This is a genomic window from Sphingomonas sp. Leaf4, assembly GCF_920939515.1.
Lineage (GTDB): Bacteria > Pseudomonadota > Alphaproteobacteria > Sphingomonadales > Sphingomonadaceae > Sphingomonas.
This window is the reverse complement of sequence record NZ_CAKLBB010000001.1, coordinates 38,024-60,400: the sequence shown is the minus strand read 5'-3', so window position 1 is coordinate 60,400 and position 22,377 is coordinate 38,024. Positions and strand designations below refer to the sequence as shown.

Here is a 22,377-nt window from a genome sequence, read left to right as displayed (position 1 = left end):
CCATATCGGACACAATCGCCGGCATCATTTGCCAGGAACCCGCAAATCCCGATTTTTGCGCGCCGCAACATTGGCTTCCGAAGTAAAAGCCGTGGCACGGATAGCTTGCCCGGACCGGTTACTCGACCGATGACACGCGACGCGCAACAATACCGGGTCCGCAATGCACGACGATTCTCACGCCACGATCCCGAAGATCGCCATGGATTCCTCGGTTCTGCCGGAGGCCGAGCAATTCGCCTATTGGGCGGCGCACTCGCGCGGCGCACGGTTGCGACCGCTTGCGCCGGGACCGTTTCTGGCGCGCGGTGATCTGTGGGACCTCGGCGGGTTGCAGATCACGCTGGTCGAGGTCGATCCGTTCGTGGCGATCCGCGATCAGATGCTCGTCAACGCGGTCGATGCCGATTATCTGCAACTCGTCCAGTTGCTCGAAGGCTCGATCACCTTCGAATCCGATGGCGAGACGACGCTCTTGGAAGCGCCCGTCTCCTTCCTGCGCGACTATGGCCGGCCCAGCACCGCGACCTCGACCCGTATCCGCTGCCTGATCCTGTATTTCGCGCGCGATTTCCTAGAGGAAACGGTCGGGCCGATCGACTTTCAGGGTGCGCTCGCCCCCGTTCCCGACCTGATGTTGCTTCAGACCATCGCGACCCGGATGATCCGGTTCTTTCCGGCGGCATCGGCCGACAGCGCGCCGCTCTATGCGACGATCCTGCGCGATCTTGCCGCCGCCGCGCTGCTGCGCGCCGGCATCCACCGGCGCACCGACCAGTTGTCGCTGCTCGCCATGGCGAAAAACTATGTCGCGGCGCAACCGCCCGGCACCTTGTCGGTCGCGGGCATCACCGCCGCGCTCGGCATCTCGCGCTCGGTCGTCTATCGGTTGTTCGAGCGGGACGGCGGACTGCTCGCCTATGACCGGATGCGCCGCCTGCGGGCGGTCCACCGGGCGATGTCCAATCCGCTGAACGGCAGCACCCTGGTCGAGCTGGCCGCACGCTACGGCTTTCGCGATCAGGCAGCACTTTCCCGAAGCTTTCGCAAGGCGTTCGGATCGGCACCAAGCGACCTGGGCCACGGCCACGCCGCGATCCTGTCGTCGACGGCCAGTGCCGTACCCGACCGGATCCGACACGCGCTCGACAGTATCGATTAGCGGGGTTCAGCCATGCGACCGCATCGGCAGCAACCCCGCCGGCGTGTTATTTGCGGGCCTTGCGCGCGGCATAGCGGGCGTCGCGTGCCGCCTTCAGCTCGGCTGCGGTAGGCACCTTCGGACGCTTCGCCTTGATGGCTTCCGCTTCGGCGAGGGCAGCGGCTTCGGCCTCCGCTGCGGCTTGTGCAGCTTGCGCCTTGGCCAGTTCGATCGCCGCCTGCTTCGCGGCCTGGCGCTCGGCCTGCGCGGCCTCCCGCGCCTGACGCGCGGCCTGGCGTGCAGCTACATCGGCGGGGTCCGGCTCGGGCCGTTCGCGATATTGCTTCAACGCCTGTAGTTTGGCCGCTCGGGCAGCAGCAGTGCGCTCATTGAAATCAGGGGTTTTGAATGCCGGCATCAATACGTTCCATTGCAGGGGCGACTCTGCCCCCGGGCCGTATATAAGGCGCAACGGCGTCGACGAAAGAGACAACCGAACACAGGCCTGCTTCGGCGACAGTATATGCCGCGGTCATCCAACACTTGCGGCGGCACGCCGCGATGCTGCGTTCCGCGCGCTGACGACTTCGCGCTCCGCCTGAAAAAATCCGTATTCGGGGACGGTTTCGCCGTTCCGGTCGCGAACCTCGTCCCAGCGTTCGATCAATCGATCGGCCGCATGGGGGCCGTCACCGATATAGACGCCATCGGTGAGGGTGACGTTGGCGACGGCGAAATGTCCGCCGCCCGCGCACAGGATCGCGCGCGTCGGTGCGGCATCGCCGGTCAGCGCCAGCAGGGCGTTGCTGACCAGTGCCGGGTCGAGCCGGGCAAGGCTGTCGTCGGGCAGCACGCCATGCGTCATCTGCGTCGCGGCGGTCGGGGCCAGCGCGTTGACGCGGATGTCGTATTTCGCGCCCTCGATCGCCAGCGTCTGCATCAGCCCGACCAGCGCCATCTTGGCGGCGCCGTAGTTCGCCTGCCCGAAATTGCCGTACAGCCCGGACGACGACGTCGTCATGACGATCCGGCCATGGCGCTGTTCGCGCATCGGGTCCCACACCGCCTTCGAACAGATCGCCGCGCCCATCAGGTGGACGTCGATCACGGTCCGGAAATCGGCCATCGTCATCTTGGCGAAGCTCTTGTCGCGCAGGATGCCGGCGTTGTTGACGAGGATGTCGACCCGCCCCCACCGCGCCAGCACCGCGCCCACCCCCTCGCCGATCGCCCCCTCGTCGCTCACCGATCCGGCCAGCGCCATCGCCGCCCCGCCGCCATCGCGGATTTCCTGCGCGACCGCTTCGGCCTGCTGCGGCGACACGTCGTTGACCACGATCCGCGCACCCTGCCGCGCGAGGAACAGCGCATGCGTCCGGCCCAGCCCGCCGCCGGCACCGGTAACGATCGCGACCCGATCCTGAAGCTGCATCCTGTCATCCTTTTCGAAGTTCATTGGCCATGCTCGGCACGCAGCCGCAGCTTGTCGATCTTGCCGGTCGCGGCCAGCGGCATGGCGGGCAGGCGTACGACCGCGTCGGGAATCCACCATGGCGCCACCCGCCCGCGCAGCGTCGCCAGCAGCGCCTCGTCGCGGATGTCCTCCCCGTCGCGCAGTTCGACGACCAGGATCGGCCGTTCGCCCCATTTGACGTCGCTGCGCCCGATCACCGCCGCCATCGACACCTGCGGCAACGCGCCGACCACGCCCTCGATCTCGGCCGGGTTGATCCATTCGCCGCCCGATTTGATGAGATCCTTGGCGCGACCGGTGATGAACAGGCTGCCGTCCCGGCCGATCCGCGCCAGATCGCCGGTCGCGAACCAGCCCGCCGCATCGGTCGCCGGCGCCGCATGGCCGAAATAACGGTCGACCACCGCCGCGCCGCGCACCTGCAAATGCCCTTCCACCTCGCGCTGTTCGGGCAGGGCAACGCCATCGGCATCGGTCAGCAACAGGTCGATCCCGATCGCCGGCCGGCCGGACGATGCCGCCTGCCGGTCGGTGTCGCCGGGCGGGGCGAAGGTGCCGGCGGGCGACAGCTCGGTCATGCCCCAGCTCGTCTGCACGGTCACGCCCAGCCGCCGTTCGAGCCGCTCCATCAGCGCAGGGGGCATCGGTGCGCCGCCGACGATGATCCGCTTCAGGCTCGGCACCTCGCCACCGACGCTGTCGAGATGCTCGACCAGCCCCAGCCACACCGTCGGCACCCCGACCGCGATCGTCACCCCTTCGACGGCGATCAGCCGGGCGAGGCTCGCGCCATCGGTCGTCCGCCCCGGCAGCACCAGCGTCGCGCCGACCGCCGGCACCGCGAACGGCAGCCCCCAGGCATTGGCATGGAACATCGGCACCGCCGCCAGCACCCGGTCGGCGGCGGTGATCGCCATCACATCGGCCTGCAAACTGCGCAACGTATGCAGAAAACAGGCGCGATGGGTATAGGTCACGCCCTTGGGCCGCCCGGTCGTGCCCGAGGTGAAGCACAGCCCCGACGGCATCCGCTCGTCGAACCCGCCCCATATCGCCGACGCCCCCGGCTCGACCAGCGTGTCGAGCGCGTCGACCGCCGCCGGCCCGTCGATCGCCAGCAATGCCGGCGGGTGGTCGAGCAACGCCGCCGCCGCCTGCGCCAACGCGACCAGGTCGGCGCTCGCCACCACGATCCTCGCCTGCGACTGGCCTAGCATGTCGGCCAGTTGCGCGGGCGTCAGCCGGGGGTTGAGCGTGTGGCACACAGCGCCGATCCCCATGATCGCATACCACGTTTCGACATGCGCCCGGCTGTTCCATGCCAGCGTGGCGACATGGTCGCCAAGGCCGATCCCCTTGGCGATCAGCGCCGCCGAAATCGCCCGCGACCGCCGCTCCAGTTCGGCATAGCCGATGCGCTGCACCGACCCGTCGGGCGTGGCGGCGACCACTTCGGCATGGGGGTGCCATTTGCCGGCATGGGTCAGGAAGCGGTCGAGCGTCAGCGGGAAATCCTGCATCGCCCCCGGCATCACCTCGGCGGTCATCGGCATGCCTCCGTCCTGGCGAGCACCGGCGACGCCACGCCGACATTCCAGTTCCACGGCTGATCGCCCGCCGCGCGGCGACGACAGGTCGCGGCTTCGTGCAACGCGTACATGTTGGGGAACAGGTACGCGCCCGGGCGCGGCTGGCCCGCGAACGCCATGAACCGCGCGCCTTCGCCATATGCCGGCCATGCCGGCGCATCCTTGGCCCGCGGAACGCCGGTCTTGGCGAACGATGTCCAATAGCCGATCATCGCCGCCGACAGCGCCCGCTCGCGCGGGGTGTCGGGCACCACCGGCCACGCCGGCGGCATGTCGCGCGCGGTGCCGAACACATAGGGGATTTCGGCGGCGTGAAAGGCGTGCAGCCCGTTGTCGTCGGCCGCCGGATAACCATGGTCGAAATAATAGAGATAGGCGTCCTGCCCAGCCGCCGTCTGGCGCAGCGCGAGCCGGGTGGAGGTCCAGCCGTACATCGCGTCGCGCGTCGTCGCCAGCATCGACTCCGCCATCGTCGCGGCGGGATACAGCTTCAGGAACGGCGCGGCGAGATCGCCATAGCGCGCACCGATCGTCGCGACATAGGCTTGCGCGTCGGCCGGGGCCGGCGGCAACAGGAACCGCAGCGAGCGGATTTCGCCGGCGTTGAACCCGGTCAGGATCGGCACCTTCGCCTGTTCGCCGCGATCGAACGTCTCGACCAGTTGCCGCCGCAGCCACACGCCATCGACGCTGCCCCACGGAATATAGCCCGACGCCGCCGCCTTCTGCACCAGCGTCGCCGCCGGCATCGCGCGCAGCGCGGCAAGGTCGCCCGCCCCGACCGCCGCCGCGACGCGCACGCCCTCGGCCTCCGCCGATGGCGTGCCGTGCGCGGTCGCGCGCAGTTCGGGGGTCGAGATCATATAGGCACTTTGCGCGATCGCCTTGTGGAATAGGCCGCGTGCCGCCGGCGACGCCATCAGATACAGGGTGCTGAGCGCCCCCGCCGACTCGCCCGCCAGCGTGACATTGGCGGGATCGCCGCCGAAACCGGCGATATTGCGCTGGACCCAGCGCAGCGCCGCGACCTGATCCATCAGCCCGTAATTGCCCGACAGGCGCTGTTCGTTTTCCGCGCTGAGCGCCGGATGCGCGAGATAGCCAAGCACGCCGAGGCGATAGTTGATCGACACGACCACCAGCCCCTGTTCGGCGAGCTTTCCTCCGTCGAACATCGCCTCATGACCATAGCCCGCGATCAGCGATCCGCCATGCACCCACACGAACACCGGATGGTTGCCCGGCCTGCGCGGTCGCCAGACGTTGAGCGCGAGGCAATCCTCGCTCATCCGGCGCGGCGGATCGGCATAGATGCTGCCCATGCGCGGTGCAGGCTGGACACAGGCATCGGCGAACTCGGTCGCCTTGCGGATGTCGCTCCACTCGGCCGCCGGCACCGGTGCGCGCCAGCGCAGCTCGCCGACCGGTGCCTTGGCGAAGGGGATGCCGCGAAACACATCGGTTTCGCCAAGGCGGACCCCCTCGACCCTGCCCGCCGGCAAGGTGGCGACCGGGCCGGCGGCGACCGCCGCACCGGTCGTCAGCAATGCGGCGATCGCCGCGCCGAATGCGAAAGCGCGCGTCATGCGACCGCTCCGGCAAGCGTCTCGCGACCGATCGCCCGGGCGAGCGCGAGGAACAGCAGCACCGCCACCGCATAGAAGGGGAGCAGCGTGTAGAACGCCATCTGCAACGGCCTGGCATGCCCCGCGCTCGCGAACCAGTCGCTCGCCGCGCCGAGATAGGTGGGGCCAAGGCCGAGGCCGATCAGGTTCATGACCAGCAGCAGCAGCGCGCCGGCCATCACCCGCTGCGCGGGCGGCACCGATTCCTGCACGAACGCGACGGCGGGCGAGAGGTAGAAATAATTGAGCCCCATCGGCAGCACCAGCAGCACCATCGCCAACTGCCACCCCGGCGCGGCGATGAATCCGGCGAAGAACGGCGCGGCGACGACCAGCGCGACGGCGGGGATATAGGCATAGGCCCGCCGGTCGCGCGGCACGAAGCGATCGACCATCCGCCCGGCGAGGAAGATGCCGCCGCCCATCGAAACCAGCACCAGCAGCGCGTACCACACCGCGACCTCGTTCAGCGTCATCCCCTTTTCTTCCATCAGGAACAGGGTGATGAAATTGGCGGCGGCATAGGTGATGAACTGGTTAGCACCGGTGGCGAGCGCGGTGAGCAGCAGCACGCGACGGGTGAAGAACATGCGACAGGTCGGCCAGAACGGCGCGCGTTCGGTGGCGATGCCGCTCGCTCCGTCCAGTCCGCCGCGCTTGGGCTCGCGGACCGTCAGGAATACGACGATCGCGGTCGCGACGCCGACGATGCCCAGCGCCATGAAGGCGTCGCGCCAGCTATAGGCGGCGGCGATCGACGCGCCGAACGCCACGCCCAGCGCGTTGCCGATCGGCGGCCCCAGATTATAGAGGCCAAGCGCGGTGCCGCGCGTGCCGGGGCGGAAATAGTCGGAGATGATCGCATAGGACGGCGGCACGCCTCCCGCTTCGCCGACCCCGACCATCATCCGCGCGCCCGCCAACTGGCCGTAGTTGCCGGCAAGACCACAGGCGGCGGTCGCCGCGCTCCACAATGCGCAGGCAAGCGCCACGACCCGCACCCGGTTACTGCGATCGGCGAACCACGCCACCGGAATCGACAACACGCAATAGAACAGCGCGAAATACAGTCCGCTTATCAGCCCGATCTGGCCATGCGTCAGGCCCAGTTCGTCGCGGATCGGCTTGGCGAGGATCGCCAGCAACTGCCGGTCGAGGAAATTCAGCACATAGACGAAGCACAGGATGGCAAGCACGAACCACGCGCGGCGGTTCGCGGGCGGCACGGCGGCACCGGCCGCAGCGATCGTCGCCACCGCTCAGAGGCCCTTTGCCAGACGGATGCCGATCGTGCGCGGGCGCAGCGTTCCGAACCGGCTCGCGAAAAAGGCTTCCGGGTGGATGTACGTCACCGAATGGTCGTCGGTGAGGTTCTCGACATAAAGCTGCCCGAACCAGTCGCCATGGCGCAGCCCGGCGGCAAGGTTCAGGTTCAGATATTCGTCGGTTTCGCCAAAGGTCGGCAGGCGCGCGCGCGGATTGCCCGGCACGTTCGGGAACGAGCTGTTGTACGACCCGACATATTGCGCGTTGACCGCGACGCTGGCATTCCAGTCGGGCGCCACGTCGAAGCCGTAGGTGATCGACGACGACCCCTGCAACCGCGGGGCCGACAGCCGGTGGCCGAGCACCGCGCCCGAAATCGCCGCCTCCGCCGCCGTGAGTTGGGTGATCTTCGCATCGTTGTAGGCGACGTTGAGGCCGAGGAGGAAGCCGGTGGCCGGGATCACGCCCATCTCGACCTCGAACCCCTTGCTGCGCGCCGCGCCGACATTGGCGGCAAACTGTACCGAATCCGAAATGCGATTGGCCTGGACCTGGATGTTGCTCCAGTCGATGACATAGGCGGCGGCGTTGATCGTCACCCGTCCGTCGAGCCACCGTCCCTTGGCGCCGACCTCGTAACTCTTCAGGTCGTCCGACGACGCCCCGTCGGGGATCACCAGATCGCTCGGATTGACCGTGCTGACCCGTCCGGCGAACGCATTGACCACCGGCCCGCGATACCCGGTCGCGAACGTCGCATAGGTCGTGATGTGGTCGACCGGCTTGAAGCTCGCGCTCGCCTTGTACGACGGCTTCGATCCCCGCGCCTCGCGTCCGGTCGCCGCGGCGTACGGCGTCAGCGTCAACGGCCCGCGCCGCCCGGTCAGCGCGGCGACGAAATAATTGCTGTTGTACCCGCCCGCTTCGGTAAACGCCTGCGCGGTGATCCGGCCATAGCGCATGCCCCCGGTCAGCCAGAATCGGGGCGAGAAGCGATAGGTCACTTCGCCGAAACCGGCCAGTTCGCGGTTGTTCTGATAGGTATATTGCTTCTGGTAATATTGATCGGGCAGCCCGGTGATCCCGCGCGCCTGCAGGAACGGCAGCGACGAGCGGTAGAAGAAATCGACGTCGCGACGACGATCGAGATAGAAGCCGCCGAGCACGAATTGCAGCGGCCCGTCGAAGCTGGAGGCAAGCCGCGTTTCCTGCACGAACACCTTGTCATAGGCATTGGCGTCGAGGCCGAACGCGATCGCGCCGCCGAAGGTATTGGCGAGGTCGGCGTAGAATTTCTGGTCGAAATCCGAATAGGTGCTCGAACTGGTCAGCCGCGCGAAATCGAAGTCATAGTCGATCGTCGCATTCAGGATCGTCTGAACGCCGGTGAAGCGATCGGGCTGATCCGACACGCGCTTTTCGCGACCCAGCGACGGACTGGTCAGCGACGAATCCTTGGGATCGCTGTTCTCGTAGGAGGCGAGCAGGCGGACCGACAGCCGGTCGGTCGGCTTGGCGAGCAGGATGACGCGACCGCCATAGTCGATCAGCGTGTTCGAATTCTTCACCCCGGTCCCGACATTGTCGAGATAGCCTTCCTCGTCGCGGTAGAAACCGACCGCGCGCACCGCCAGCCTGTCCTCGACGATCGGCACGTTGACCATCGCGTTGTAGCGCTGGCGGAAACTGTCCTTGCCGGTCAGGCCCAGATCGACCACCGCCGCGGTATCGACGTCGTTGAGGTCGGGGCTTTTGGTCAAGATGCGCATCGCGCCCGACAGCGATCCCGATCCGAACAGCGTGCCCTGCGGTCCGCGCAGGAATTCGACGCGCTCGACATCGAACAGATTGGGGTCGACCACGGTCGTGTTGCCGATCGTCGAGACCGGCAGTTCGTCGATATACACCGCGACCGTGCTTTGCAGATTCGCGCCATAGCCGTTGGTGGCGATGCCGCGCACCGTGAAATTGTTGAAATTCTGGGTCGGGCGATTGAGCACCACGCCCGGCGTTTCGCGGGCGATCCCTTCGAACCCGACGATGCCCTTGCGGGTCATCTCGCCCTGTCCAAACGCGGTGACGCTGATCGGCACGTCCTGGATACGTTCCTCGCGGCGGGTCGCGGTGACGACGATCTCGGCGGCGGGATCGTCGATGTCCGCCGGGGCACGACCGGTGCGTGCCGTCTGGCCCGACGGGTCGGACGTCCGTTCGCCCGGCGGCGGGGCACTGTCCTGCGCATGGGCCGACGACACCGACATGACGGCAAGGGCGCCGGCGCATGCCGACGCATACAGGGAAACCCGCATGCTCACTCTCCTGAGCGAAGCCGGCTGTTCGCGCCGGTCCTCGATCAGCCGATCATCGCAGGTCCGGCGGCAATGTCAACGTTCACTATCGCGACCGTTAGTATTATTGCAGCGCCCGTCGCCATGAGGATACTTACCGCTCTACAACGACTTGGGACCATCGCAGATCGCGCGGAAACCGGCGGCCATGAAGCGCGCCATGCGCTGTTTCACCGAGATGAAATCCTCCGACCGGCACAGCCCGCCCGATAATTTGTCGATTCGCCCGGTCCGGGCCAGCGTCAGCATCAGCGAGCCGGTCACGAAGTGATAGCCCCAGAAAATATCGGTCCGGCTGCAATGCGGCATCGCGCGCTGGAGAATGTCGATCAGCCGCAGGACCACCGGATCGAAATAATCGTCCATCAGCTCCGCGCCCCACTCGGGCGTGTTGGCGACCTGCGCGCCCAGCGCCGCATAGTTGCGCCACCCCGCCCCGCCCTGGATATACAGGTCGAGATCGGTATCGAGGAACGCCTGCAACACGCCCTCCACGGTCGGGGCATCGCCCGCGGCGCGTTCATAATCGTCCAGCGCGCGCATCCGCGTCTCGCTGGTGACGACCGCGCGACGGGCGAACACCCGGTCGAACAGCTCTTTCTTGTCGCGGAAATAATAGCTCAGCAGCGTGCGATGCACGCCGACCTGCTGCGCCACATCGGCCAGCGTTACCCCGTACAGGCCGTGTTTCGAAAACAGCGCCTCGGCCACGTCGAGGATCTGTTCGATCATATCGGCACGTTGTTCGGCCTTGCGCGAGGCGCGTTGGGTCGGTTTGGCGGTCGTCACGCCCCTGTCCTGTCAGTACCGCCGATCCGTCGTCAAGCGGCGCTGGCCATCCGCGCCGCCCGGCCCCCGCTTCGGCGACACCATCCCACACCTTGTCCAACGCTGCCACCCCGCCGCCGTCGGTTCGAAAATATCGAACGTATCTTTCGATCTTATTCGTCTGTTTCGATCGAAGGAATTGGCCCATTTCGGTCCTGCACCGACGGCCAGCCCGACTGGCGGAAAGGGACTTTCCTCATGGCGTTTCTCGATCTCGCACGCGATCTTCCCCGTTCCGCCCTTGCGGACGTCGCGATCCTGCCGCGTCCCGCGACCGTGCCGCTCGTCGCCCCGATCGAGCGCCAGGTGATCCTGGCCGCGAGGGGCGACAGCCGCCGGAGCCTGCGCGCGCCGGGCCGGATCGACCGGGCACTGGGGTGGCTGTTCGGCTGGAAGCCGGCCAACCGCCTTGCCGATCCGCGGCTGGAAGCGCTGCGGCGGTATGTCGTGATGGCCCGTCTGCGCGGCGACCGGTTGCCGATCGAGGAAACCGCCCGCCTGATCGCCGCCGGCTTCGTGCGCGGCGCGATCGACGAAATCCGCCGGATGGTCCCGGTTCGCAGCGCCTGCTGATACCCGCGTCGAGGAGCGAGACAATGCGTGCAATTCCCGTTCAGGCTACGCCACGACATCGCCATCGGCCGGGCGACATCGACCCCGTTTCGTTGATCGCCAATGTCCTTTGCCTCGTCGCCGCGCTGGGCGCCGCCATCGGCATCTATCGCTGGATGCTGGACGTCCTTGGCGATCCGATACCGGCAGCGATCGTCACGCTCATCGTTGCGATGGCAATGCTTGTCCTCACGAACGGGAAGGCGCGGCGGCGGTGACATTGGCCGCTCCCTGCGATGGTGCCCGGCATCAAAGCGACGCAAGGCGACCGTGGCCGGACGCGATCGATCAGCCGGGCGCGGCGTGCCCGTACAGGCGATCCTGATCGTGAAGCCCGCCCGAAACCGCGCCGGCGCGCGTTTCCAGACGGCCTATCCCGTCGATACCGCGTCCGGCCTCTGCGTCCTGAGCCGCTCGATCAGCCACGCCGCGGCAGGACCGGGCAGGGTGTCGCTGCGGTGGATCGCGTGCATCGCATAATCGCCGGACGGCGCGTCGGGCATGTCGAGCAGCACCAGCCGCCCCGCCGCCAGGTCGTCGCGCACCATCGGTTCGGGCATATAGCCCCAGCCGATCCCGGCGGCGAGCAGCATATGCTTCGACGCCACGTCCGCCAGCCGCCACGTCCGGCTGCTCATCACCGCGAAATCGCGCCCCTCGGTCAGCGGCGACCGGTCGGTCAGCACGAGCTGGATATGCGCGCGCCCGGCCCCGGGCGGATTGCGCCCGGCCAGCGCCAGCGGATGCGTCGCCGCCGCGACCGGCACCAGCCGCACCGCGCCGATCGCGATCCGTTCGATCCCGTCCATCGTATCCAGCGGCCCGCTGACGCCGATGCTCGCGCGGCGGCTCATCACCAGTTGCGTCACCGCGCCCAGCGTCTCGATCGACAGGTGCAGCGAAACCGTGGGAAAGGTCGCGAAGAACGCGGTCAGCGCATCGACCACCCGCTCCTTGGGCAAAAACGTGTCGAGGACGACGTGAAGTTCGGATTCCAGCCCCTGCAACAGTCCCTTCGTCTTGGCGCGCAGCGCGTCGATGCCGCTCCCCACCAGCCGCGCCTCGCCCAGCACCATCCGCCCGGCGTCGGTCAGTTGCGGCTTGCGCGTCGATTCGCGGTCGAACAGCCGCACGCCCAGTTGCGCCTCCAGATTGGCGATCGTGTAGCTGATGACCGAGGTCGCGCGGTTCAGCTTGCGCGCCGCGCCCGCGAAGCTGCCGACGTCGACCACCGTCACCAGCACGCGCAACTGATCCAGCGTCGGGATGCCGGGTTCCGAACTCATGGTGCCTCCATCCTGTACTGCGCTTGCGGCAGGTCGGATTAGGCGATCGGCCCCACGCCGCCAAGTGCGGCCACGCCAGACATGTCGATTTCATCGAACGAACCGATCGAAACTTGGCCGGTTTTTGCGAACGCCATGCCGGCGTATCTCGGGGTCAACGCAACGCACCACACCGGATCGTCCCATGCCCCGCCAGCCCGACCTGCCGCCCCTGACCACCACCGAATGGTCCACCGTCGCCGCCGCGCTGGCGCTGGACGAAGATGCGCCGGTGCCGTTGTTCGCCACGGTTACGCGGATGGTGCGCACGGTCCTCACCGGCAAGGCGCCGGCGGCATCGCCGGTCGATCCGCGCACCGCCGCGATCCGCGCCTTTCTGCAGGACACGCGGCGTTTCCGCCGCCCGGCCGATGCGATCGCGCCGACGCTGATCGCGCACGGCTTCAACCCGCATCAGGTCGCCGCGCTGGCGGCGCTGTCGATCCACTGATCCCCGATCCTTTCCACCGGAGACCCCCGATGACCTTCGCCTCCCAGACCGGTCCGGTCGAACAGATCATCCTGCCCGCCACGCGCGACCTTGGCGACTTCTCGGTCCGCCGCGCGCTGCCGTCGGCGAAGCGGCGGATGGTCGGGCCGTTCGTGTTTCTCGATGCGTTCGGCCCGGTCGTGCTCGGCCCCGGCCAGGGCGCCGACACCCGCCCGCACCCGCATATCGGGCTGAGCACGCTGACCTATCTGATCGCGGGCGAGAGCGAGCATCGCGACAGCGCGGGCTATGCGCAGACGATCCGCCCCGGCGAGGTCAATCTAATGACCGCGGGTCGCGGCATCGTCCATTCCGAACGCAGCGGACCCGAAACCCGGGCGCGGACCGAAACGATGTTCGGGTTTCAGGCGTGGCTCGGCCTGCCGCAAGCGCTGGAGGAAACCGATCCCGGTTTCCAGCATGTCGCGGCGGGCGACGTTCCGGTGCTGAGCGATACCGGCCTCGAACTGCGTCTGCTCGCGGGCAGCTTCGGCGGGCGGACCGCCCCGACCCGGCTGTTCTCCGACACGCTCTATGCCGATGTCGTATTACAGGCGGGGCGGCGGTTCGCGGTCGACAGCCGCCACATCGAACGCGCGGTCTATGTCGTCGAGGGCCGGATCGCGGTTCAGGGCCAGACCGGCAGCTTCGGCAAGGACGAACTGGTCGTGTTCCGCCCCGGTGCGGAGATCGTCCTCCACGCCGACGGCCCCACCCGGCTGATGCTGATGGGCGGCGAGCCGCTCGACGGGCCGCGCCACATCTTCTGGAACTTCGTCTCCAGCCGGCAGGACCGCATCGACCAGGCGGCCGACGACTGGCGCCACCGCCGCTTCCCCGGCGTGCCCGGTGACGAGGTCGACTTCATTCCCCTCCCCGAAACGCCGCTGCGCCGCGCCGCCTGATCCACCTTCTTCAAAGGACCCACGCCATGAACATCCTGCACATCGATTCGAGCATCCTCGGCGCCTATTCGGCCAGCCGCCAGTTGTCCGCCGCCACGGTGGCGCAACTGACCGCCGGCCGCGACGACCTGCACGTCACCTATCGCGATGTCGCCGCCGACCCGATCCCGCATCTGTCGGGTGGCTATCTGGCGGCGCTGCGAAGCGCGGAGGCGGATCACACGCCCGAGGTGCAGGCCGATATTGCGCTGGGCGCGGCGGTACTGGAGGAATTTCTTGCCGCCGACATCGTCGTGATCGGTGCCGGCCTCTACAATTTCGGGATGCCCAGCCAGTTGAAGGCGTGGATCGACCGTATCCTCGTCGCCGGCAAGACGTTCAACTATATCGACGGCAAGCCGGTCGGGCTGGTGCCGGGCAAGCGCATCCTCCTGACGATCGCGCGCGGCGGCGTCTACAGCGGCGAATCGCCGATCGCGTCGTTCGAACATACCGAGACGCATCTGAAGACCGCGTTCGGCTTCATCGGCCTGACCGCCGAGGCGATCGTCGCCGAAGGGCTGTCGGTCGGCCCGGACCAGCGCGCGGCCGGGATGGCGCAGGCCGAGGCGGCGATCGCCGCGCTGACCGCCTGATCGGGAGGGACACATCATGGAAATCGGCATCGACAGTTTCGCCGCCACCTCCGCCGCGCTGGGGGAGGAGCCGCCGATCTCGGACGCGGACCGCATGGCGTTCCTGCTCGATGAGATCGTCGCGGCGGATCGCGCCGGGCTGGACGTGTTCGGCGTCGGCGAACACCACCGCGCCGACTATCTCGACAGCGCGACCGCAGTGATCCTCGCCGCCGCGGCGGCGCGGACGCAGACGATCCGGCTGACCAGCGCGGTCACCGTGCTGAGCGCCGCCGATCCGGTGCGCGTGTTCCAGGAGTTCGCGACGCTCGACCTGATCTCGCGCGGCCGGGCCGAAATGGTGGTCGGGCGCGGATCGTCGGTCGAGGCCTATCCGCTGTTTGGGTTCGACCTGAACGATTACGATGCCCTGTTCGCCGAGAAGCTCGACCTGCTGCTCAGGGTCCGCGAGCGCGCCGGCATCCACTGGTCGGGCAAATTCCGTGCGTCGCTCGGCGGACAGGGCATCTATCCGCGCCCGCAGCAGCCGGTGCTGCCGGTCTGGCTGGGCGTCGGCGGCACGCCGCAGTCGTTCGTGCGCGCCGGCACGCTCGGCCTGCCGTTGATGATCGCGATCATCGGCGGGGAGATCGCGCGCTTCCGCCCGCTGGTCGACCTGTATCGCCGCGCCGGGGGGGCGGCGGGGCACGCGCCGGAGACGCTGAAGGTCGGGGTCCACGCATTGGGCTTCGTCGCCGACAGCGATGGCGCGGCGCGCGACGCCTTCTTCCCCGGCTGGCAATATATGTTCACCAAGGTCGGCGCGGAGCGCGGCTGGCCGCCGGCGACCCGCGCGCAATACGACCAGATGACCGGGCCGCGCGGTGCCTTCCTGATCGGCAGCCCCGACACGGTGGTCGCTCAGTTGCAACAGGCCGACCGCGATCTGGGCGGCATCGACCGGGTGACGTTCCAGATGAGTTCGGCCGCGCGCGACCAGCCGGCGATGCTGCGCTCGATCGAGCTGCTCGGGCAGGCGGTGCGACCACGGCTGCACGGTTAGCGCGTTTTCCGATCGCTTCGACCGTTCCGAACGATCGCCCCTCGCCTTGAAGGAACAGGATGATGAAACCAAGCCACGAAGGTCGCGTCGCCATCGTCACCGGTGCCGCGCGCGGCATCGGCCAGGCGATCGCCATCCAGCTCGCCGAGCGCGGCGCCAGGCTCGTCCTGCTGGATAGGGAAGCGGCGCACGAAACCGCCGCGCTAATCAGCAGCGAAACGCTGATCGCCACCGCAGACGTGTCGTCGCCAGCGGACTGGGAACGCATCGACCAGCAGGTCCGTGCCAGGTTCGGCCGGACCGACATCGTCGTCAACAACGCGGGCATCGGCGCGCCCAAGGCGATCGACGATCTCGACTATGCGACGTGGCAGCGGATGTTCCGCATCAATCTCGACTCCCATTTCTTCAGCGCGAAGCAGTTCGTGCCACAGATGCGCTCGAACGGCTGGGGCCGTTTCGTCAACATATCGTCCAACTCGATCGGCCTCGCGATCACGGGCATGAGCCATTACATGGCGTCCAAGATGGGGGTAATCGGCTTCGTGCGCGGGCTGGCCAACGACGTCGCCGATTCGGGCATCACCGTGAACGCGATCCTGCCAGCGATCACGAACACCCGGTTGACGCAGGACATGCCCGAGGAAGCCAAACGCCAGACCTGGCAGCATCAGGCCATCAAGCGCTTCGCCGAGCCGTCCGACATCGCGGGATCGGTTTGCTTCCTGACCAGCGACGATGCCGCCTTCATCACCGGACAGGCGCTTCCGGTCGATGGCGGGCAGTACAAGATTTCCTGAGCCCTTGCCGCCCGGCCGGCGTCAGCGCCGCCGTTCGCGCTCCGCGAGGATGTCGAGGAAGGCGGTGACGCGCGCGGGGCGGAAGCGCGTCCCCGGCATCACCGCATGGACGCCGCCGCGATCGAGCTGCCAGCCGGGCAGCAGCCGCACCAGCCGCCCGCTCGCCAGATCGTCCGCCACCGCGAAATCGGGCAGGATCGCGAGCCCGGCCCCGTCGCACGCCGCCTGCAGCACGCCGATCGTCGCGCTGATCGCCAGCGTCGTCGCGAAGCGTACCGCCTGCGCCGCGCCACTATCCGACCGGAACGTCCAGCCGAGCGGATCACCGAGGTTGCCGTTGGCGACGAACGGCAGCGCGGCGACGTCCGCGGGCGTCGCGTCCGGCGCGACCCCATGGTCCGGGCTGGCGACCAGCACCTGCCCGAACGTCCCGATCCGCCGCGCGCGAAGCGCGCTGTCGGTCAGCCAGCCGACCCGGATCGCGAGTTCGATGTCGCTGCCGACCGGATCGAGCGTCGCATCGCTCAGCACCAGATCGACGGTACAGGCCGGGAAGCGTTCGCGGAATACGGCGATCGCCGGCACCACCATCGCGACGCCGTAATCGAGCGGCGCGGTCAGCCGCAACAACCCGGTCGGCGCGCCGTCCCCCGCCGCCAGCCCGTCGAACGCCGCCTGCGCTTCCGACAGGATCCGGGCGCAGCGTTCGTAGAAGATCCGCCCTTCCTCGGTCGGCCGGACGCTGCGGGTCGTGCGGACCAGCAGCGTGGTTTCGAACGCCTGTTCCAGCCGGGCGACCTGGCTGCTGACCACCGCCTTGGTGATTCCCAGCCGCGCGGCCGCAGCGGTGAACGACCCGGTTTCGACCACCTCGGCGAAATAGGCGAGGCGTTTCAGGTTGTTGATACCGTGGCCGGCGACGACACGGGGATTGTATGCTGTAGGCATACGACATGGGGTATATTGTCGATCTAGCGCCGGCAATCGGTTGCGCGCATATCTCCACCAGCATGGAGAACCGTCACATGACGACCCGTTTCCTTTACCTCTTCGACCCGATGTGCGGCTGGTGCTACGGCGCGTCGGATGCCATCGCGACGCTGGCCGCGCAGCCCGGCGCGGCGGTCGAGCCGCTGCCCACCGGCCTGTTCGCCGGTGCGGGCGCACGGACGCTCGACCGGGGCATGGCGACCCACATCCTGACCAGCGACCGTGCGATCGGCGCCGCCACCGGCGCGACGTTCGGCGACGCCTATCGCGCGCGCATCACCGGCGGCGACGACGTGCGGCTCGACAGTGGCCCCGCGACGCTGGCGCTGACCGCGGTCGCGCGCACCGCGCCCGACCGCGAACTGGCGCTGCTCGACCTGATCCAGCGCGCGCGCTATCGCGATGGGCGGGATATTGCCGACACCGGCGTGCTGGCGGACCTGCTGCGCGCCGCCGGGCTGGAGCCGGCGGCGGTCGCACTGGTCGCGGACGCGCCAGACCTGCGCGCCGCCACCCGCCAGCGGCTGGAGCGTGCCGGGTCGATCCTGCGCACGCACGGCCTGCGCGGCGTCCCCGCGCTGTTGCGGATCGACGGCGACACGCTGACCCCGATCGACACGAACCTTCTGTACCGCGACCCGTTGTCGCTTCTCGCCGCCTGATCCGCTTTCACATCCTCACCGGAGACAGACCATGACCGACACCCTCCATTGGCAATCCTTCCCCGCCGGCGAGCACGGCTTCTTCCGCGCCCCGGTGCTGCTGTGGGGCGCGACCGAGGCGGTGCTGGTCGATGGCGGCTTCACCCTGCCCGACGGACGCGCACTGGCCGAGGCGATCGCCGCGACGGGGCGGACGCTGACCACCATCTATATCAGCCAGAGCGACCCCGATTATTACTTCAGCCTGGCGCCGATCACGGCGGCGTTCCCCGACGCGCGCGTGCTGGCCGCGCCCGAGACGATCGCCGCGATCGAGGCGAACGTCGAGAAGAAGCTCGCGACCTGGGGGCCGCAGCTCGGCGACAACGGGCCGAAGACGCTGGACGACGTGGTCATGCCGACGCCGTTCGCCGACACCGTGCTGACCGTCGATGGCGAGCGGGTCGAGATCGTCGCCGCCGACGGCCTCGCCAACCGCCGTTATTTGTGGGTGCCGTCGCTGGCGGCGATCGTCGGCGGGGTGCTGGTGTTCTCGGGCGTCCATGTCTGGACCGCCGACACCAACAGCGCGGCGGGGCGCGCCGCATGGATCGCGCAGCTCGACGCGATGCTGGCGCGGGATCCCGCGGTCGTGGTGCCGGGGCACATGACCCCCGACGCGCCGACCGGGGCGGCCGCGCTGACCTATACCCGCGATTACCTGCGCGCGTTCGAGGAGGAACTGGCCAAGCAGCCCGACAGCGCGGCGCTGATCGCGGCGATGACCGCGCGCTATCCCGATGCCGGAATGGGCGTGGCGTTACAGGTCGGCGCGAAGGTCGCGACCGGCGAAATGGCGTGGGGCTGAACCATGGCGAGCAACAAGGACATCATCCGCGCCACCTATGAAGGCTCATCCGAGCAGAACGGCGCGAACCTGAAGGCCGCGCTGGCGCCGCACGCGACCTGGACCGAGGCGGCGGGGTTCCCCTATGCCGGCACCTATGTCGGCTACGACGCGATCGTTGCGGGCGTGTTCCACCGGCTCGGCACCGAGTGGGAGGGGTACAAGGCCGAGGTCCACACCTATCTGGAGGATGGCGATCGCGTTGCGGCGTTCGGCGTCTATTCGGGGACGTACCGCGCCACCGGCAAGGCGATGACCGCGACCTTCGCGCACCTCTATCGGCTGGAGGGCGGCAGGATCGTGACGATGGAGCAATATGTCGACAGCGCGACGGTGATGGCGGCGCTGTCGCCGGATCGCTGAGGGGCGGACCGGCGGCCGCGATGCCGCCGGTCGCCGGTCGTATCGGCCGCCCGTTCAATACCCGACCGTAAAGCGCTGCCGGACATGCGCGGGGCGTTCGATCTCGTCGACCAGCGCGATGGCGTAATCCTCGAACGAGATGCTCGAACCCCCGTCGTTCGTAAGCAGCGTGTCCTTGCCCAGCCGGAACACGCCGGTCCGCTCGCCCGCGACGAACATCGCGGAGGGGGACAGGAACGTCCACTCCAGCTCCGTCTCGCCGCGCAGCAGGTCGAGGAAGGCCGCGCCCGCGCTCGCCTCCGCCCTGTACGCCTCGGGGAAGTCGGGCGAGTCGATCAGGCGGACGCCGGGCGCGACCTCCAGGCTGCCGGCGCCGCCGACCACCAGATAGCGCTGCACCCCCGACGCGCGGACCGCGCCGATCAGCGCGGCGGGATCGGTGACGGAGAAATGCACCGAGCTGACCACCGCGTCATGCCCACGCAACAGCGCCGCCAGCGCGCCGCCATCGGCCACGTCGCCGCGCTGCGCGGTGACGTTCGGCAGCGCCGCGATCTTGTCCGGGTGGCGCGCGATCGCGGTGACGTGATGCCCGCGGTCGGACAATTCCTGCAGGATGCGCGAGCCGGCCTGTCCCGATGCGCCGATGAGTGCGACCTTCGTCATGATGTCAGTCCTTGTGGTTGAAAATCAGTGCGCCGCGCCGTTCAGCCGCTCCAGCGTCGCCGCGAACCGGTCGTCGCGCTCGGCGAAGCGCAGGGGGTGGACGCGCTGGACGAGGATCTCGGCCGGGGTCGGGTCCTGCGCGAACAGCGCCAGCACCTCGTCGGCGAAGTCGTCGAGCGGCTGATAGCCTTCGCGGGTCGACTGGCCGGGGGTGAGTTCGGTCTGCACCGCGGGCGGCGCCAGTTCGATCACCTCGACCTTCCCCGCCAGCGCATGGCGCAGCGATACGGTATAGGAGTGCATCGCCGCCTTGGTCGCCGAATAGGTCGGCGTCGTCACCAGCGGCACGAACGCCAGCCCCGAGGTGACGTTGACCACCACCCCGTCGCCGCGCGCGACCAGATGGTCGATCAGCGCGTCGGTCATGCGGATCGGGCCGAGCAGGTTGGTGGCGATCGTCGCCGCCGCATCGGTCAGGTCGCGCGCGGTGTCGAGCGGCTCGACACGCATGATGCCGGCATTGTTGATAAGGACGTTCAGCGCGGGGAAGCGCGCGGTCAGGTCCCGCGCGAACGTCGCGATCGCGGCGGGATCGTCCGCATCGAGCGTCATCGTGTGGATATTCCCGCGCCCTGCCGCCGCGTCGTCGAGCGCGGCCTGTCGTCGCCCGGCGATGATGACGGTGTCGCCACGGTCGTGGAACCGATGCGCCAGCGCCGCGCCGATGCCCGATCCCCCGCCGGTGATGAGGATGGTGTTGCCGCTCTGCTTCATGACCAGGTCCTTACCCTGCCTTGCGGGCATGGATCGCGATGTTGATCTTCACGTTCGCCGCGACCGAATCCGGGCTGGCGAACTGTCCCTGCCCGACGCCGAACCACCGCCGGTCGATCGTCAGGGTGCCCCGCATCTGCGCGACATTGCCGGCGATGACGAGCTGGAACGGCAGCACCACCGGCCGCGCGACGCCGCGGATCGTCAGCGTGCCCGCCGCCTGGTAGCGGTTGCCGCCGAGGTTCTTGAACGCCTTCGATGCGAAGGTCGCGCGCGGGAACGCCTTGACGTTGAACCAGTCGGGGGTCGGCAGCGATTGATCGCGCGAGGCGTCGCCGGTGGTGGCCGACGCGGTGTCGATCACCGCGGTCACGCTCGATCCGGGCAGGTTGGCGGGATCGAACGCGATCCGCGCGTCGAAGCGTTTGAAGCTGCCGTTGATCGCCTGCCCGCCCATGCTGGCGACGAAGCCGACCTGCGATCGGGTCTTGTCGATCGTCCACGACGGGGCGGGCGCGGCGACCGCCGGGGCGGCGATCAGGGCGATGGCGGCAAGGGGAAGGTAACGCATGGGAAGGACTCCTTCAGAGCGAATGGGGCGTGCTGCGCAGGCCCGGCACCATCCGGCCAAGGACCCCGTCGCGCGCGATGAACTGATGCTTGAGCGCGGCGGCGACGTGCAGCGCGATCAGCGCCGCGCCGCCCAGCGCGAGGTACAGGTGGATATTGCCGCCGACCGCCTCGACCCGCGCCTTGCCGGCGGCGTCCATCGCATGGAGGAAGCCGATATGCGGCCACGGGATAGTTTTCCACAACAGGGTCGGGATGTTGTACGGGCTGACCGACACCATCGCCCACCCGGTCAGCGGCATGCCGATCATCAGCGTATAGAAAAACCAGTGGGTGGCACTCGCGACCCGGTGCTCCCACGGCTTCATCGGTGCGACCGACGGCGGCGGCGGGTTGAGCAGCCGCCACGCCAGCCGCACGACGCTGAGCACCAGCACGGTGATGCCGATCGACTTGTGCAGTTGGAACATCGCGAACTGGTCCATGCCGGTCAGATACCCCATCTGCCAGCCGAGCAGCAGATTGGCGAGGATCAGCACGGCGATCACCCAGTGAAGCAGGATGGCGACGATGGAGTAGCGGGTGCGCATGGCGAGGCTTTCGAGCTGGCCCACCCCGACCGGCCGCGCCGGACGGGGTGGGGTTGAACGGGAAATCAGGATTTCAGTTCGAACGCGGCGCTGACCGTCAACGTCGTCTCGTCACTGACGAGGGGAGCGTATTTGCTGACGCCGAACTCGGTGCGCTTGATGACGCCGGTTGCCTTGAAACCCAGCGTATAGGCCTTGCTCATCGGGTTGGTGGCCGCGGCGTTGAACGTCGCCTTCAGCACGACCGGCCTGGTCACGCCGTGCAGCGTCAACTTGCCCGCGACGTTGGCGGTCGCAGGGCCGGTCCGCGTCACCCCGGTCGACACGAAGCGCATGGTCGGAAATTTCGCCGCGTCGAGCCAGTCGGCGCTCACCAGTTCCTTGTCGAGCGTCGCGTTGGTGGTCGATACCGTCGCCACCGGCACGGTCACGTCGAGCTTCGTGGTCGCGAGGTTCTTCGGATCGATCGTCAGCGTGCCCGTCGCACCGGGGAAGGTGCCGAAGAATTCGTTGATGCCGAAGTGGTTCACACCGAACCGGACCAGCGTGTGATAGGTTTCGACGGTGTAGGTGCCCGCCTTCACCGTGGCGGGGGCGGCGGCAGGCGCGGTCTGCGCGATGGTAGCCGACGCGGCGGCGAGCGCAACCATCGACAGCGCTGCGGTGATGACATGCTTCATGGCTATTCCCCTTCATCCGGCCCGCCGTCCGATCGCGGAACCGTTGCTGCGCCTCAAATGATCGTTCGGCTGCGTCCCGACCACCCGATTAGTTTCGACCGATAGGTTCGATATAA

25 protein-coding genes are annotated in these 22,377 nt (G+C 68.2%); 11 read left to right on the top strand and 14 right to left on the bottom strand.

Annotation, left to right across the window (positions count from 1 at the left end; all coding sequences use genetic code 11):
• The first annotated feature begins 163 nt into the window (after positions 1-163).
• Positions 164-1,162, top strand: coding sequence for an AraC family transcriptional regulator (locus LRA89_RS00295; protein ID WP_230635492.1), 999 nt, complete (start codon positions 164-166; stop codon positions 1,160-1,162).
• Positions 1,163-1,208: 46 nt separating this feature from the next.
• Here the strand turns inward: LRA89_RS00295 and LRA89_RS00290 are convergent, their stop codons facing one another.
• The 7 genes from LRA89_RS00290 to LRA89_RS00260 all read right to left on the bottom strand — a co-directional run bounded on the left by LRA89_RS00290 (position 1,209) and on the right by LRA89_RS00260 (position 10,175).
• Entirely contained in the window at positions 1,209-1,559 is a 351-nt protein-coding gene (locus LRA89_RS00290; protein ID WP_055757587.1) for a DUF6481 family protein, read from the bottom strand.
• 114 nt (positions 1,560-1,673) lie between these two features.
• Positions 1,674-2,573: an SDR family NAD(P)-dependent oxidoreductase gene (locus tag LRA89_RS00285; protein WP_230635490.1), complete on the bottom strand. Its 900-nt coding sequence runs from the start codon at positions 2,571-2,573 to the stop codon at positions 1,674-1,676.
• Between the two features lie 20 nt (positions 2,574-2,593).
• Positions 2,594-4,168, bottom strand: a complete 1,575-nt coding sequence (locus LRA89_RS00280) for an AMP-binding protein (RefSeq protein WP_230635488.1) — start codon at positions 4,166-4,168, stop codon at positions 2,594-2,596.
• Positions 4,159-5,790: a carboxylesterase/lipase family protein gene (locus LRA89_RS00275; RefSeq protein WP_230635486.1), complete on the bottom strand. Its 1,632-nt coding sequence runs from the start codon at positions 5,788-5,790 to the stop codon at positions 4,159-4,161. Before LRA89_RS00275 ends, LRA89_RS00280 begins: the two co-directional genes overlap by 10 nt.
• Positions 5,787-7,085: a spinster family MFS transporter gene (locus tag LRA89_RS00270; RefSeq protein ID WP_230635485.1), complete on the bottom strand. Its 1,299-nt coding sequence runs from the start codon at positions 7,083-7,085 to the stop codon at positions 5,787-5,789. Before LRA89_RS00270 ends, LRA89_RS00275 begins: the two co-directional genes overlap by 4 nt.
• 3 nt (positions 7,086-7,088) lie before the next feature.
• On the bottom strand, positions 7,089-9,404 hold the full coding sequence (locus LRA89_RS00265) for a TonB-dependent receptor (RefSeq protein WP_230635483.1): 2,316 nt from the start codon (positions 9,402-9,404) through the stop codon (positions 7,089-7,091).
• Positions 9,405-9,545: 141 nt separating this feature from the next.
• Positions 9,546-10,175 carry a TetR/AcrR family transcriptional regulator gene (locus LRA89_RS00260; RefSeq protein ID WP_443024919.1) on the bottom strand — a complete coding sequence of 210 codons (630 nt, stop codon included), beginning with the start codon at positions 10,173-10,175 and terminating at the stop codon, positions 9,546-9,548.
• A gap of 294 nt (positions 10,176-10,469) precedes the next feature.
• On the opposite strand from LRA89_RS00260, the gene LRA89_RS00255 reads away from it, so the two are divergent.
• Both LRA89_RS00255 and LRA89_RS00250 read left to right on the top strand, forming a co-directional pair.
• Complete coding sequence (locus tag LRA89_RS00255; RefSeq protein WP_230635479.1) at positions 10,470-10,844, top strand: hypothetical protein; 375 nt, start codon at positions 10,470-10,472, stop codon at positions 10,842-10,844.
• 23 nt (positions 10,845-10,867) lie between these two features.
• Positions 10,868-11,101 (top strand): hypothetical protein, encoded by a 234-nt coding sequence (locus tag LRA89_RS00250; protein ID WP_230635478.1) that lies wholly within the window; start codon positions 10,868-10,870, stop codon positions 11,099-11,101.
• Positions 11,102-11,254: 153 nt separating this feature from the next.
• On the opposite strand, the gene LRA89_RS00245 is transcribed toward LRA89_RS00250, so the two are convergent.
• Positions 11,255-12,169 (bottom strand): LysR family transcriptional regulator, encoded by a 915-nt coding sequence (locus tag LRA89_RS00245; protein ID WP_230635477.1) that lies wholly within the window; start codon positions 12,167-12,169, stop codon positions 11,255-11,257.
• Between the two features lie 184 nt (positions 12,170-12,353).
• Between LRA89_RS00245 and LRA89_RS00240 the strand changes: the two genes are divergently transcribed.
• The 5 genes from LRA89_RS00240 (at position 12,354) to LRA89_RS00220 (ending at position 16,080) form a co-directional block, all read left to right on the top strand.
• Positions 12,354-12,659 carry a hypothetical protein gene (locus LRA89_RS00240; RefSeq protein ID WP_230635475.1) on the top strand — a complete coding sequence of 102 codons (306 nt, stop codon included), beginning with the start codon at positions 12,354-12,356 and terminating at the stop codon, positions 12,657-12,659.
• Positions 12,660-12,688: 29 nt separating this feature from the next.
• Positions 12,689-13,603, top strand: coding sequence for a pirin family protein (locus tag LRA89_RS00235; RefSeq protein ID WP_230635473.1), 915 nt, complete (start codon positions 12,689-12,691; stop codon positions 13,601-13,603).
• A gap of 26 nt (positions 13,604-13,629) precedes the next feature.
• Positions 13,630-14,238, top strand: a complete 609-nt coding sequence (locus tag LRA89_RS00230) for an FMN-dependent NADH-azoreductase (protein ID WP_230635471.1) — start codon at positions 13,630-13,632, stop codon at positions 14,236-14,238.
• Between the two features lie 16 nt (positions 14,239-14,254).
• Complete coding sequence (locus tag LRA89_RS00225) at positions 14,255-15,280, top strand: Atu2307/SP_0267 family LLM class monooxygenase (protein ID WP_230635470.1); 1,026 nt, start codon at positions 14,255-14,257, stop codon at positions 15,278-15,280.
• A gap of 62 nt (positions 15,281-15,342) precedes the next feature.
• A complete protein-coding gene (locus tag LRA89_RS00220) occupies positions 15,343-16,080 on the top strand; it encodes an SDR family NAD(P)-dependent oxidoreductase (protein ID WP_230635468.1) in 738 nt (245 codons plus the stop codon).
• Between the two features lie 21 nt (positions 16,081-16,101).
• On the opposite strand, the gene LRA89_RS00215 is transcribed toward LRA89_RS00220, so the two are convergent.
• Positions 16,102-17,028, bottom strand: coding sequence for a LysR family transcriptional regulator (locus tag LRA89_RS00215; protein ID WP_230635466.1), 927 nt, complete (start codon positions 17,026-17,028; stop codon positions 16,102-16,104).
• 77 nt (positions 17,029-17,105) lie between these two features.
• Here LRA89_RS00215 and LRA89_RS00210 point away from each other — a divergent pair, with 77 nt between their 5' ends.
• Genes LRA89_RS00210 through LRA89_RS00200 form a run of 3 tightly spaced genes read left to right on the top strand, consistent with a single transcriptional unit; the run spans position 17,106 to position 18,981 of the window.
• Positions 17,106-17,732, top strand: coding sequence for a DsbA family protein (locus tag LRA89_RS00210; RefSeq protein WP_082467277.1), 627 nt, complete (start codon positions 17,106-17,108; stop codon positions 17,730-17,732).
• 31 nt (positions 17,733-17,763) lie between these two features.
• Positions 17,764-18,579, top strand: coding sequence for an MBL fold metallo-hydrolase (locus LRA89_RS00205; protein ID WP_230635465.1), 816 nt, complete (start codon positions 17,764-17,766; stop codon positions 18,577-18,579).
• Between the two features lie 3 nt (positions 18,580-18,582).
• Entirely contained in the window at positions 18,583-18,981 is a 399-nt protein-coding gene (locus LRA89_RS00200; protein ID WP_230635463.1) for a nuclear transport factor 2 family protein, read from the top strand.
• Positions 18,982-19,035: 54 nt separating this feature from the next.
• Here LRA89_RS00200 and LRA89_RS00195 read toward each other — a convergent pair whose 3' ends face one another.
• From LRA89_RS00195 to LRA89_RS00175, 5 genes are all read right to left on the bottom strand, one after another.
• Positions 19,036-19,647, bottom strand: coding sequence for an NAD(P)-dependent oxidoreductase (locus LRA89_RS00195; RefSeq protein ID WP_230635461.1), 612 nt, complete (start codon positions 19,645-19,647; stop codon positions 19,036-19,038).
• 24 nt (positions 19,648-19,671) lie between these two features.
• On the bottom strand, positions 19,672-20,421 hold the full coding sequence (locus tag LRA89_RS00190) for an SDR family oxidoreductase (protein WP_230635460.1): 750 nt from the start codon (positions 20,419-20,421) through the stop codon (positions 19,672-19,674).
• A gap of 10 nt (positions 20,422-20,431) precedes the next feature.
• Positions 20,432-20,992 (bottom strand): YceI family protein, encoded by a 561-nt coding sequence (locus LRA89_RS00185; protein WP_230635459.1) that lies wholly within the window; start codon positions 20,990-20,992, stop codon positions 20,432-20,434.
• 13 nt (positions 20,993-21,005) lie between these two features.
• On the bottom strand, positions 21,006-21,581 hold the full coding sequence (locus tag LRA89_RS00180; RefSeq protein ID WP_230635457.1) for a cytochrome b: 576 nt from the start codon (positions 21,579-21,581) through the stop codon (positions 21,006-21,008).
• A gap of 65 nt (positions 21,582-21,646) precedes the next feature.
• Positions 21,647-22,261 (bottom strand): YceI family protein, encoded by a 615-nt coding sequence (locus LRA89_RS00175; RefSeq protein ID WP_230635456.1) that lies wholly within the window; start codon positions 22,259-22,261, stop codon positions 21,647-21,649.
• Positions 22,262-22,377: the final 116 nt, after the last annotated feature.